The sequence below is a fragment of the Pseudomonas sp. HP_14 genome, assembly GCF_055283875.1.
The window spans coordinates 151,320-164,768 of sequence record NZ_JBTOQI010000046.1; the positions used below are offsets into that span (position 1 = coordinate 151,320).

The following is a 13,449-nucleotide window of genomic DNA, read 5'->3' on the forward strand; positions in this document are numbered from 1 at the left end:
CGGTTAGCTGAATACTGCTAAACAGCTATTTATAACGTCAGAGTCGGCCAAAGCCGTTACGGCTAGACGACTGGCGTCGGGGGGCCGGTGACGCAAGCCACAGGCAAACAGCCCCGGGCACTTAGCTCGGTCTATAAACGCGCACATTGGCATACCCCTCACTGAGCAAATGGTGAGCATGCAGGCGACTCATGACGCCTTTGTCGCAATACAACAGGTACTGGCGCGTGTTATCCAGTTCCTTGAAGCGGCTGTTCAATGCATAGAACGGCAACGCCTGTACTTCAATGCCAGGCAACACCAACGGCTGATCTTCCTGGGCATCCGGGTGACGGATGTCGACGATGACCTGCCCTGCCAGTGCCTGACTGACTTCTTCTATCTCGATGCTCCGGCTCAGATCGTCAATCACCCGATCGATCGAAACCAGTTTGGCGTTCGCAAGCGCGCGCTCGAGAACTGCCATGTCGAACTGTTGCTCTTCGTACTCAACGCGGTTGCGCTTGGCGTTGGTCTTGGGGTTGATCGAAATCACCCCGCAATACTCAGGCATATGCCTGGCGAAATCGGCAGTACCGATTTCAACCGCCTGATCGACGATGTCCTGCTTGTGGCTGGTGATCAACGGACGCAAGACCAGCTTGTCAGTCGCGGCGTCAATCAACGACAGGTTCGGCAACGTCTGGCTGGCAACCTGTGAAATCGCTTCGCCGGTAACCAGCACATCGATATCAAGACGGTCAGCGATAGAGGATGCAGCGCGTAACATCATACGCTTCAAAACTACACCCATATGACTGTTATCGACTTTCTGCAGGATTTCTCCGAGAACTTCCTCGAAAGGCACGCTGATAAACAGCACGCGCTGGGAGCTGCCGTACTTCTTCCAGATGAAATGCGCGACTTCCATCACGCCCAGCTCATGGGCGCGACCGCCCAGATTGAAGAAGCAGAAATGCGCCATCAGCCCGCGACGCATGACCTGATAGGCCGCCACGGTCGAATCGAAACCACCGGACATCAACACCAGGGTCTGTTCGAGGGCGCCTAACGGGTATCCGCCGACACTATTGTGCTGGCTGTGGATGACAAACAACCGTTTGTCGCGAATTTCCATTCGCACCACGATTTCCGGCTTTTTCAGCTCGATACCGGCCGCACCGCACTGCTTGCGCAACTGGCTACCGACGTATTTTTCGACATCCATGGAGCTGAATGCATGCTTGCCCGCTCGCTTGCAGCGCACCGAAAACATCTTGCCCGGCAGCAGATCGGCGTAGTGCAGCTTGCACTTGGCAACGATGTCGTCCATGTCGCCCAACGGGTATTCAGCCACCTGAAGGAAATTGGCGATGCCCGGCATGCAGCTCAAGCGGTCCGTCATGTCCTGCAGGACCTTGGGGTCGGTCAGTTTCGTCTGAACCTCGAGGTTGTCCCACGAGCCATCCACCACCAGTACCGGGTCCAGATCACGGAGCACGGTGCGGATGTTCTTGGCCAGCTGGCGGATGAATTGCTTACGCACCGGCGGGCTTTTGATGATGATTTCGGGGAAGACTTTTACGATTAGTTTCATGAAAACAGCGCGCGAGGTGCCAGCCGAAAAAGAGGGGGCGGGATTATAGCGGAAATTGCTCAAGGTTTAACCAGTTATCGTGCAACCAATCATCAGCGCACCAAAAAAGACCTCGGCCGCAATATCAAGCATCATTGTGGTGCGCTATTTTTTCAAATAATCGAATTTATGCCTGAAAACGCGAGCGTTTCGGGCACAAAACCCATCTCGGGGCACTGGCATGCAATTTGCTCCCTTGTGAGGCAGGTTGCCTTGGCAGAGTATCTGCGCCGGCATCACCCAAATTCTAAGGGCCCAAACCATTAAATAGGCCCGAAGCCACCCGGAGGACACCATGTCGAAGTCGGTTCAACTCATCAAAGATCATGACGTTAAGTGGATTGATCTGCGCTTCACGGACACTAAAGGTACACAGCACCACGTGACCATGCCGGCTCGCGATGCTCTGGAAGACGACTTCTTCGAAGTCGGCAAGATGTTCGACGGCTCCTCCATCTCTGGCTGGAAAGGCATCGAAGCCTCCGACATGATCCTGCTGCCGGACGACGAAACTGCTGTTCTCGACCCGTTCACCGAAGACCCAACCCTGATCCTGGTTTGCGACATCATCGAACCATCGACCATGCAAGGTTACGATCGCGACCCACGCGCTATCGCTCACCGCGCCGAGGAATACCTGAAGTCGACCGGTATCGGTGACACTGTATTCGCCGGTCCAGAGCCAGAATTCTTCATCTTCGACGAAGTGAAGTTCAAATCCGATATCTCCGGCTCCATGTTCAAGATCTACTCTGAACAAGGTTCGTGGATGTCCGACCAGGACGTAGAAGGCGGCAACAAAGGCCACCGTCCAGGTATCAAAGGTGGTTACTTCCCGGTTCCGCCATTTGACCATGACCACGAAATTCGCACCGCAATGTGCAACGCTCTGGAAGAAATGGGCCAGACCGTAGAAGTTCACCACCACGAAGTGGCCACTGCAGGTCAGAACGAAATCGGCGTGAAATTCAACACGCTGGTTAAGAAGGCTGACGAAGTTCAGACCCTGAAATACGTTGTTCACAACGTTGCTGACGCTTACGGCCGCACCGCTACCTTCATGCCTAAGCCTCTGTACGGCGATAACGGTTCGGGTATGCACGTTCACATGTCCATCTCCAAAGATGGCAAGAACACCTTCGCAGGTGAAGGCTATGCCGGCCTGTCCGACACCGCCCTGTACTTCATCGGCGGCATCATCAAGCACGGTAAAGCACTGAACGGCTTCACCAACCCGGCAACCAACTCCTACAAGCGTCTGGTTCCAGGCTTCGAAGCTCCAGTAATGCTGGCTTACTCGGCTCGTAACCGTTCCGCTTCGATCCGTATTCCTTACGTCAACAGCCCTAAAGGCCGCCGTATCGAAGCTCGCTTCCCGGATCCAGCTGCCAACCCGTACCTGGCTTTCGCAGCACTGCTGATGGCCGGCCTGGACGGCATCCAGAACAAGATCCACCCTGGCGATGCAGCTGACAAAAACCTGTATGACCTGCCGCCTGAAGAGGCTAAAGAGATCCCACAAGTTTGCGGCAGCCTGAAAGAAGCACTGGAAGAGCTGGACAAAGGTCGTGCGTTCCTGACCAAAGGCGGCGTTTTCAGCGACGATTTCATCGACGCTTACATCGCTCTGAAAAGCGAAGAAGAAATCAAAGTACGCACCTTCGTACACCCACTGGAATACGAGCTGTACTACAGCTGCTAATCCAGTCGCGTCAGGCATTCTGACGCACTAAAGAGGCCTCCTTCGGGAGGCCTTTTTTATGGGCGGGATTTAATATGCGATATCTATTTGTTGCCACGCACGCCGCCAGCAGGTGCATGCTGTCATTTCGCGCACACCCCCCCCCTGGAGGAGCGAGCTTGCTCGCGATAGCGTCAGAAGCCGTTACGCATCAAGGCCAGTCGTTTGGCGGCGCGAATTGAGGACTACCCGCTTTGGGACAATGTGTGGCTTTGAGTGCGTCATCGCGAGCAAGCTCGCTCCTACAGATGACCCGGTTCCAACTATAGGAGCGAGCTTGCTCGCGATGGCGTCAGCGGCCGTTACGCATCAAGGCCAGTCGTTTGGCGGCGCGAATTGAGGACTACCCGCTTTGGGACAATGTGTGGCTTTGAGTGCGTCATCGCGAGCAAGCTCGCTCCTTATTCAGCATCAATGCTCCGATTAATTTGAGAGAAAAAAGAGATATGTCCAATCCAGCATGCTTGCTTTTCTTCTGCGCTGCGCTCACCAGCCTGACCGCCTGCGCGAGCACACCCGTGACTTCGCCCGCACCCGCGCCGCTTGCACCTTTACTGACAACGATCAGCGAACGCCTCGCCATCGCAGATCAGGTCGCACTGACCAAATGGGACAGCGGAAAACCGATTCAGGACAGCCCTCGCGAAGCGCAGGTCATCGCAGCCGCCGCAAAGCTCGCACCTAGCTACAACCTGGATGCACCGGAAGTCAGCCAATTCCTCGCCGCACAAATTGAAGCGAACAAGCTGGTGCAGTACGCACTGCTCGCCAAATGGCACGAAGCGGGTAAGGCGCCAGACACGCCAAGGCCGGATCTGGTCGGGCAAATTCGCCCACAGCTGGATCAACTGCAAACGCGATTGCTGCGCGAATACTCAGCCTTTGCGATGTACCGTCAGGACCCACAATGCCCGAACTGGGTGATTCAACAGTCCCGACTACAAGCGAAGGATCCGACTCATGACCTGGCGCTTACACGAGCAGTCGGCGAGTTGTGCGTGACTGGCAAATGATCATCAACCGCTCAAGCTGATTTATGTTCTATGCTGCGCGCAACCTACCACCACCGCAGCCAAGCCATGGAGCCTGCATGCGCCGAAGCCTCATCTGTCTGCTGCTGTTGATCGCGTTGCCCGCAGCGGCGCAGATTTACAAATACACCGACGCCAACGGTAATGCCGCGTTCAGCAATACACCGCCCGATGGCGTCAAGGCTCAGGTGGTAGAGCTGCCGCCACTCAACAGTGTCGACACTCAGAAAATGGCGAGTCCGGTAGCCCCCGCGCAAAACCCGTCACCCTCGGCACAGCCACAAGTGGCCTACCCGACTTTGGCGCTGACCGACTTGCCCGCTGATGAAGCACTGCGCGCCAACAATGGTACGTTTACCGTCGGGGTCGCTATCCAGCCAAGACTGCTACCGGGGCACTTGCTGCAATTACTGGTCGATGGAAATCTCTATGGTCAGCCAGGGAATGTGCCGCGCCTGCAAGTCGTCAACATTGATCGCGGCGAACACAGCTTTGCCGTAGTCGTGCTGGATAAAGGCCGCATCATCCAGCAGAGTCCTACCATCACACTGACGGTGCAGCGCGTTCATGTCGGCAAACCTTAAATCACGGACATGGGTCTGCGCGCTTTTGGGCTTACTGATCACACTGCCTGCTGCGGTGCTGGCAGACGTCTACACCTACACCGACGCGCAGGGGAATAAAGTCTTCACGGACCAGCCTCACAAGAACGCCAAGCGTGTCGAAATTCTGCCCAGCAACAGCACCAGCGGCTCGCCCCCACCGCGCACCGTGCAAAAAAGTACACCCACCAAAGCCAAGCCCCGCCCGATGTTTCGCTACGACCTGCTTCGGGTTCTTGTGCCGGAACCTGATGCAACCATACGCAGCACCGAAGGGGATCTGATTGCCACCATCACCAGCGATCCCGCGCTGCAGCCTGGTCATACCTATCAGCTTTTGCTAGATGGCAAGCCAGTCGCCCAAGCCGGGCGTAGCCCTGTTGTTCCGCTGAAGAACATCGACAGGGGCACGCATCAGATCGCTGCGCAGATTCTCGACGAAAATGGGCGAGTGCTGGAAAAGACGCCCAACCAGCCCTTCCACATGCAACGCATTTCACTGGCACAGAAGCGTCTGGCAAACCCCTGCGAAAACGCCGAGTACGGCGTGCGTCCCGAGTGCCCCCTCAAAGACAAACCCAAAGAAAAAAGCAGCATCCTGCCTTTCTTTTGATACAGCACCTCTCCCCCAAACATCAAAGCCCTATATTGGTGCAAGATATTGCAAGCAAGTCGGCCGAGAACCCCATTTTGGTTCGAAAACGCTACCCTTCGATGAACCATTCAAACGCACTGTCCAAAAAAAGCCCGGTTTTGCAGTTTAAACGCTTCTTTTCGGAGCCTTGGTTTGGTTTTTGCAACTTGGCTATAACAGCACCCTATCTGCACTGGATACAAACGTATCAGTGGCGTTACCCACGCTGGAGAAGACCAACCAGCGCCTGTGATTCGAGGCTCACCTGGAATCGCAATGAGCCAAAAGAGGTCAAAGACTTTAATGACTATCAGCGACGCGCTGCACCGTTTGTTACTCGACAACCTGACCACTGCCACCATTCTGCTCAATGCTGACCTGCGCCTTGAGTACATGAACCCGGCAGCGGAAATGCTGCTGGCCATCAGCGGTCAGCGCAGCCATGGGCAATTCATCAGCGAGCTGTTCACCGAGTCTGCAGAAGCCCTGAGCTCTCTGCGCCAGGCAGTGGAGCAAGCGCACCCGTTTACCAAACGCGAAGCCATGCTCACCGCCCTTACCGGCCAGACACTGACAGTTGATTACGCGGTAACGCCCATCCTCAGCCAGGGCGAGACCTTGTTGCTGCTGGAGGTCCATCCGCGTGACCGCCTGCTACGCATCACCAAAGAAGAAGCGCAGTTGTCCAAGCAGGAGACCACCAAAATGCTGGTGCGTGGCCTGGCTCACGAAATAAAGAACCCACTTGGCGGGATTCGCGGCGCAGCGCAACTGCTGGCGCGGGAGCTGCCTGAAGAGAGTTTGAAGGACTACACCAACGTCATCATCGAGGAAGCCGATCGCCTGAGAAATCTGGTGGATCGCATGCTCGGATCAAACAAGCTGCCATCGCTGGCCATGACTAACGTGCACGAAGTGCTTGAGCGTGTCTGCAGTCTGGTCGAAGCGGAAAGCCAAGGGTGCATCACTCTGGTGCGCGACTATGATCCAAGTATTCCCGATGTATTGATCGACCGTGAACAGATGATTCAGGCCGTGCTCAATATCGTGCGTAATGCGATGCAAGCCATCAGCAGCCAGAACGAGCTTCGCCTGGGCCGAATTAGCCTTCGTACTCGTGCGATGCGTCAGTTCACGATCGGCCATGTGCGTCACCGGCTGGTCAGCAAAATCGAAATCATCGACAACGGCCCCGGAATTCCGGCCGAGCTTCAGGAAACCATTTTCTACCCGATGGTCAGTGGCCGCCCCGACGGCACTGGACTCGGTCTTGCGATCACGCAGAACATCATTAGTCAGCACCAGGGGCTGATCGAGTGTGACAGCCATCCTGGCCATACCACCTTCTCGATCTTCCTGCCGCTGGAACAAGGAGCAGCTTCGACATGAGCCGTAGTGAAACTGTCTGGATCGTAGATGACGATCGTTCCATTCGTTGGGTTCTGGAAAAAGCCTTGCAGCAAGAAGGCATGACCACACAAAGCTTCGACAGCGCCGATGGCGTGATGAGCCGCCTGGCTCGTCAGCAACCGGACGTGATTATCTCTGACATCCGCATGCCGGGTGCCAGTGGCCTGGACCTGCTGGCGCGAATCCGCGAACAACACCCGCGCCTGCCCGTCATCATCATGACCGCCCATTCAGACCTGGACAGCGCTGTTGCCTCTTATCAAGGCGGCGCGTTCGAGTACCTGCCAAAACCGTTCGACGTCGATGAAGCCGTTTCTCTGGTCAAGCGTGCCAACCTGCACGCTCAGGAACAGCAAGGCATGGACGTTGCGCCGACACTGACCCGCACCCCCGAAATCATTGGCGAAGCGCCAGCGATGCAGGAAGTGTTTCGCGCCATCGGTCGTCTCAGCCACTCCAATATCACCGTGTTGATCAACGGCGAGTCGGGCACCGGTAAAGAACTGGTTGCTCACGCCCTGCATCGCCACAGCCCGCGTTCGGCCTCGCCGTTCATTGCACTGAACATGGCAGCCATTCCAAAAGACTTGATGGAATCGGAACTGTTCGGCCACGAAAAAGGCGCGTTCACTGGCGCAGCAAACCTGCGGCGCGGTCGTTTCGAACAAGCGGACGGCGGCACCCTGTTCCTCGACGAAATCGGCGACATGCCTGCCGACACCCAAACCCGTCTGCTGCGAGTATTGGCTGATGGCGAGTTCTATCGCGTGGGCGGTCACACGCCGGTCAAAGTTGACGTGCGCATCATCGCGGCGACCCACCAGAATCTTGAAACTCTGGTGCAGGCCGGCAAATTCCGGGAAGACTTGTTCCATCGTCTGAACGTGATTCGCATCCATATCCCGCGCATGTCGGATCGTCGCGAAGACATTCCGACCCTGGCCAAACACTTCCTCAGCCGTGCGGCTCAGGAACTGGCTGTTGAACCGAAACTGCTCAAGGCGGAAACCGAGGAATACCTCAAGCACCTGCCGTGGCCGGGTAACGTGCGTCAGTTGGAAAACACCTGCCGCTGGATCACCGTCATGGCCTCGGGCCGTGAAGTGCACATCAGCGACCTGCCGCCCGAGCTGCTGAGCCTGCCGCAAGATGCAGCGCCAGTGACCAACTGGGAACAGGCATTGCGCCAATGGGCCGATCAGGCACTGGCTCGCGGTCAATCCAGCCTGCTGGACAGTGCCGTGCCGACCTTTGAACGGATCATGATCGAAACCGCCCTCAAGCATACCGCTGGCCGTCGTCGCGACGCCGCTGTGTTGCTGGGCTGGGGCCGTAACACCTTGACTCGCAAGATCAAGGAGCTGGGCATGAAGATCGATGGTGGTGACGATGACGAGGGCGATGAAGGCTGATCAAGCCTTTCGTTCTCCCGAAAGCCCAGCGTTGCGCGAGCAGCTCTGGGCTTTTTGCATCCACACCACTGGATACCGACCCGATTTGATTCTGCGGGAGCCGAGCTTGCTCGCGATTGCGATTTCACTGGCCCACCTCCTTACTGCATTGAAACGCATGGCCCTGTAGGAGCTGCCGATGCGAACGCCTTTGTTCAGATTTACCGAACAATCATGCCAATTCCCGCCTGTTTATCCCCCGCGCTCAACATGTGAAAGTAACGACACATTCAGAACGGAGGTGGACCATGACTCAGAATAACCCTCGCAAAGTCGCCATTGTCACCGGAGCCTCACGCGGTATCGGCGCTGAAATCGCCAAGCGTCTTTCAGCCGACGGTTTTGCCGTCGCCGTCAATTACGCCAACAGCGCAACCGAAGCCGAGACGCTGGTCACCAGCCTCATAGCCGACGGCGGTCAGGCGATCGCCATCAAGGCCGACGTCGCCAGCACAGCCGATGTGCGCACCCTGTTTGATCTGACCGAGCAACAATTGGGTAAAGTCGATGTGCTGGTGAACAACGCCGGCATCATGAAAACCATGCCCATCGTCGACACCAGCGACGAACTGTTCGAACAGACTTTTTCCATCAACACACGGGGCACCTTCAACACGCTACGTGAAGCCGGGAGGCGAATGAACGATGGCGGGCGGATCATCAACTTCTCCAGCTCGGCGCTGGCACTGAACATTCCCGGCTACGCAATCTACAACGCCACCAAAGCTGCGGTTGAATCATTCACTCATGTGTTCGCCAAGGAACTGCGCGGGCGCAGCATCACCGTCAACGCAGTAGCGCCCGGTCCAGTGGCTACCGAGCTGTTCCTGAATGGCAAAACTGAAGAGCAGATCAAGAACTTCGCAAACATGCCGCCGCTGCAACGCTTGGGTCAGCCAGAAGACATCGCCAATGTCGTGTCGTTTCTGGCCGGGCCGGAATCAGGCTGGGTCAACGGGCAGATCCTGCGTGCCAACGGTGGGTTGGCGTAGATCGGTATGACCGAGGGGCATTCCACGTTGGTCTGCTGACTCAAATCCCTGTGGGAGCCGAGCTTGCTCGCGATACTGTCGACCCGGTCACTCAGAGACACCGTGTCATCGTTCATCGCGAGCAAGCTCGGCTCCCACAGAATCTACGCAAACCTGTGGGACCGAGGTTAGATGGTCTCACTGGCCTACCGCACCAAATGCAGGAACTGCATATGCCGTTCGTACTGGTCGAGGATGTCGTTGATAACCTGCTCTTTGGTGTAACCCACCAGGTCGTAATCCTGACTGCCCTCGCTCAGGTGCACTTCGGCGCGGTAATAGCGACGGTTGTTCAGCTGTTTGGAGCCCATGCCGCCACGCGCAAACGACGGCGTGAAGAAGCCCTTCATCATTACCTGATAAATGAACGGCCGCTCTTCGCCATGGCCAATCTCAAGACTGACGCTGTCGTTAGCCGGATCAGGCTGAGTGATAACGTTCAGACCTTTTTCGGCAAACACCGCCGTAACGTCTTCGATAGCCGGGCGTACGGTTTGATCCAGGAAGCGGTACACCTCGTCTCGCGACGGATAATGCACGGCCTGGCTCAAGCGCTGACGCCAGCCGCCGCGCCGCGCCCCGGATGCCGGTGCGAGCGAGTACAACTGCGCGATCTGTCGCTGGGACTCCATGAAGAACGCCTTGTGCAGGCCCCACATCATCAACAGCAGGATCAGCGAGAACGGCAACGACGTCAGCACCACCGCTGATTTCAGCGCATCGATGCTGCCAGAGAACAGCAAACCACTGGTCACCAGCGCAGTCGCCACACCCCAGAACACACGCAGCCATTTCGGGCCGTCTTCATCAGGGTTACCGCCTTTGGCCGACAGCGTCGAAAGCACGACGGTGCCCGAGTCCGCCGAAGTGACGAAGAACACGAAGCTGATGAACACCGTCACTGCAATGACAGTCTTGCTCCACGGATAGGTTTCCAGCAGCAAGTAAAGCGTGCGCGACGGATCATCAATCGCCGACTGCCCCAACGCGACCATGCCGTGATTGAGCACCTGATCGATGGCGCTGTTACCGAAAATCGACATCCACGCCAGGGTGAAGCCCAACGGAATCAGCAGTACACCGAACACGAACTCACGAATGGTCCGGCCACGGGAAATACGCGCAATGAACAGGCCTACAAACGGCGACCAGGCAATCCACCAAGCCCAGTAAAACACCGTCCAGCCGCCCAGCCATTCGCTCGGCTCATCGTAGGCATACACATCGAAACTCTTGGTGGTGATCGCCCCGAGGTAATCACCGATGTTCTGTACCAAGGTGTTGAGCAGGTGCTGCGTCGGACCAGCAAACAACACAAACAGCAACAGCGCACAGGCCAGCAACATGTTGATGTCGGACATGACACGCACGCCCTTATCGACACCTGCGATCGCCACCAGAATCGCCGCGCCCATCATCAGCGTGATCAACCCGACCTGAATCCATTGGGTATGGGGAATATCAAACAGATAATCCAGCCCGGAATTCAGGTGCAAGACCCCAAACCCCATGTCAGCACCCAGACCGAAAATAGTCGCGATGATGCCGAAGCCATCCACCGCATAACCGATAGGGCCGTTGATGCGTTTGCCAATCAGCGGATACAGCGCCGAGCGCAGCGCCAAGGGCAAATTATGGCGATAAGCGAAATACGCGAGCGCCATACCCACAAACGCAAACACACCCCAGCCGTGCAGACCCCAATGCAGAAACAGCAACTGCATCGCCTGGCGCGCGGCTTCAGACGTACCCGCTTCGCCTTGTGGTGGCTGCAACAAGTGCGTCAGGGGTTCCGACACACAGAAGAAGAACAACGTGATACTGATCCCGGCGGCGAAGAGCATCCCCGCCCAGGACAGATAACTGAATTCGGGTTCGTCGTGGTCGGCACCGAGCTTGATCTTGCCGTAACCAGACAAGGCGGTGACCACCACGAAGACCAGATAAATCGTCATCGCCAGCATGTAATACCAGCCGACCGTATTGGCCGCCCAGTTCTGCGCCGCCAGCAACCACTGGCCAGCGGCCTCCGGGAAAGAAATGACTGACACACCGAACAGCAAAATAACCGTCGCCGCGAAATAAAACACCGGCGGATTCATACGAACCATACCGCTGGATTGGCTAGCAGGTGCACTCATGAGCCGTACACCTCAAGGTCGTAGGAAAAGACGGCAACAAACGGATTAAGCAAGGGTAAGCCTCCTGTTATGAGCGGGCAGCGAACCACCGGTTTTAATTGAACAAGCGTTCAATTAAAACATGGAAGCCCCGCAGAGACTAATCGCGAGGCCGATGAATGCTGGCTCAAGGGAGGTTATGACGCCCGGTTCATGGGAATCGTTCCGTGGTGGGACCGCTTGTCGGGTTAGGGAATTCGAGGTGGCTCGGGGGTCACCATTTCCAATCCGCTTCGCGAAATTCAGCATGTGGAATCACTGTCTTCAGGAAGGCAACGAAGTCGTCGATTCTGGCTTTTTCGAGATGGATTTCAAAGCCTGCCAAGGGATCGACATGAAAACTGGGGACGACCATTTTTCGCTTGCGATCGATGAAGACGAGGTCATAGCGCGCCCAGTCAGTGGTGTGATGCTCGACGGGGTTTTCCCAGTTGAGAAGCTTTAATGCCGCAGCGATGGAAATTCCCGCCGGGCCTGCTGCGATCCAAATCAGGCTTGGGTCTATTGAGATCATGGAAAGGATGGCAACGAAGGCGAAGATGGCGAGGCCTTTGAAAAAGCGTCCCGCGTATTTTGGATAATATAGCTGGCAGGCCATACTTCCCCCTAACTCATTTACATGGTATTCAAATACTGTCTTTTGCCTAACACCAAAGGACCATAGATATGAGTAGATAAAAACGGAGATTATACCACCACTAATAAGGGTCTCTCTCGCTTCATCACTAACATCCCCTTGCCACCCATAAGCAAATAAGATTATCGGAATCACAAACAGCACACCCATTCCGATATCCGCAGGCAGAGTAGGTCGTGCGTGCGTTCTTACCTTCCAGACCAGAGGAGCTTTGCGAACACCAGGCTTGCTCTTAACCCGTTTTTTCAACTTCGACATATAGCTATCCAAAATCGATACTTAGACTAGTAACTTACGACCATACCTCCCCTTCCATTGCCCCCCAAAATATGCAGACCAAAATACTAATACCCAGCATCCCCCTCTTCAAAATCCACCGTGGAAGGGGCGTAATGCTTGCAAGCTCTAATAAACTCATCAAACCGCTGCTTGGGCAAAAAAACTTTGAAATACATGTAGTTTTGTTCAAACGGAATATCGGGATGGTATCTTCGCTGAAGAACCACGAGACTTCTCTTTCGATCCGCCACTATCAACTGCACTCTATCCCACTCAAAACTGCCGCTATCAACCTCGTTCTCCCAGGCCAGCAGCTTCAACGCAGCCGGGATAGTCATAGCGCCAATGCCGACCAAAGCAAAAATCATCATTGGCATAATTGAGACAATGGCTAGCACGGTGACTAAAGCAAAAATGGCAATGCCTTTGAATATCCAACCCGCGCATTTTGGAAAGTACAGCCAGTAGTCGACTTCCCCGCCTTTCTCAGAAATGCGGTAAGAGTAAAAAGTCTTTTGCCGAACGATCCCCATCCAAAAAATTAAAATGATGGTTAGTGGTACTGGCGCGGAGAACGTAACTAACTCACGTGTATTCTCATTCTCATGAAAATATCCATACAGGTAAAAACACATAAAAAATAACGTAAGCAACCCAAATCCTATATCCATGTATAACGTCGGATGCGCATGGGCCTTTATCTCCCAGCGCATCAAAATCGAACTGGCTTCCGTCTCCGGAGGTACATCTGCTCCGATGGAAGCTTCATCCGCCTGTGCATTCTCTTTAAAACTCATTACTTTACTACTCTATGTAAAAACACATAAGTATCCGAACT

Annotated in this window: 11 protein-coding genes; 7 read left to right on the plus strand and 4 right to left on the minus strand. The window is 55.4% G+C overall.

Going from position 1 to position 13,449, the window contains the following annotated elements; all coding sequences use genetic code 11:
• Window positions 1–121: 121 nt before the first annotated feature.
• Window positions 122–1,576: a tRNA uracil 4-sulfurtransferase ThiI gene (gene thiI, locus ACYASS_RS26190; protein WP_463588235.1), complete on the minus strand. Its 1,455-nt coding sequence runs from the start codon at window positions 1,574–1,576 to the stop codon at window positions 122–124.
• 334 nt (window positions 1,577–1,910) lie between these two features.
• Between thiI and glnA the strand changes: the two genes are divergently transcribed.
• The 7 genes from glnA to ACYASS_RS26225 all read left to right on the plus strand — a co-directional run bounded on the left by glnA (window position 1,911) and on the right by ACYASS_RS26225 (window position 9,476).
• Window positions 1,911–3,317 carry a glutamate--ammonia ligase gene (glnA, locus tag ACYASS_RS26195; protein ID WP_463588236.1) on the plus strand — a complete coding sequence of 469 codons (1,407 nt, stop codon included), beginning with the start codon at window positions 1,911–1,913 and terminating at the stop codon, window positions 3,315–3,317.
• 485 nt (window positions 3,318–3,802) lie between these two features.
• Window positions 3,803–4,369 (plus strand): chorismate mutase, encoded by a 567-nt coding sequence (locus ACYASS_RS26200; protein ID WP_463588237.1) that lies wholly within the window; start codon window positions 3,803–3,805, stop codon window positions 4,367–4,369.
• A 77-nt stretch (window positions 4,370–4,446) separates the two neighbouring features.
• Window positions 4,447–4,971, plus strand: a complete 525-nt coding sequence (locus ACYASS_RS26205) for a DUF4124 domain-containing protein (RefSeq protein ID WP_463588238.1) — start codon at window positions 4,447–4,449, stop codon at window positions 4,969–4,971.
• On the plus strand, window positions 4,955–5,602 hold the full coding sequence (locus ACYASS_RS26210) for a DUF4124 domain-containing protein (RefSeq protein WP_463588239.1): 648 nt from the start codon (window positions 4,955–4,957) through the stop codon (window positions 5,600–5,602). Before ACYASS_RS26205 ends, ACYASS_RS26210 begins: the two co-directional genes overlap by 17 nt.
• A 324-nt stretch (window positions 5,603–5,926) precedes the next feature.
• Window positions 5,927–7,012: a nitrogen regulation protein NR(II) gene (glnL, locus tag ACYASS_RS26215; protein ID WP_027902132.1), complete on the plus strand. Its 1,086-nt coding sequence runs from the start codon at window positions 5,927–5,929 to the stop codon at window positions 7,010–7,012.
• Window positions 7,009–8,445, plus strand: a complete 1,437-nt coding sequence (gene ntrC, locus ACYASS_RS26220) for a nitrogen regulation protein NR(I) (RefSeq protein ID WP_027902131.1) — start codon at window positions 7,009–7,011, stop codon at window positions 8,443–8,445. Before glnL ends, ntrC begins: the two co-directional genes overlap by 4 nt.
• 287 nt (window positions 8,446–8,732) lie before the next feature.
• A complete protein-coding gene (locus tag ACYASS_RS26225; protein WP_463588240.1) occupies window positions 8,733–9,476 on the plus strand; it encodes an SDR family oxidoreductase in 744 nt (247 codons plus the stop codon).
• 185 nt (window positions 9,477–9,661) lie between these two features.
• Here the strand turns inward: ACYASS_RS26225 and betT are convergent, their stop codons facing one another.
• The 3 genes from betT to ACYASS_RS26240 form a co-directional block, all read right to left on the minus strand.
• Window positions 9,662–11,617 (minus strand): choline transporter BetT, encoded by a 1,956-nt coding sequence (gene betT / locus ACYASS_RS26230; RefSeq protein ID WP_243244781.1) that lies wholly within the window; start codon window positions 11,615–11,617, stop codon window positions 9,662–9,664.
• 292 nt (window positions 11,618–11,909) lie between these two features.
• Entirely contained in the window at window positions 11,910–12,590 is a 681-nt protein-coding gene (locus tag ACYASS_RS26235; protein WP_463588241.1) for a hypothetical protein, read from the minus strand.
• 86 nt (window positions 12,591–12,676) lie between these two features.
• Window positions 12,677–13,408 (minus strand): hypothetical protein, encoded by a 732-nt coding sequence (locus ACYASS_RS26240; protein WP_463588242.1) that lies wholly within the window; start codon window positions 13,406–13,408, stop codon window positions 12,677–12,679.
• Window positions 13,409–13,449 lie beyond the last annotated feature (41 nt).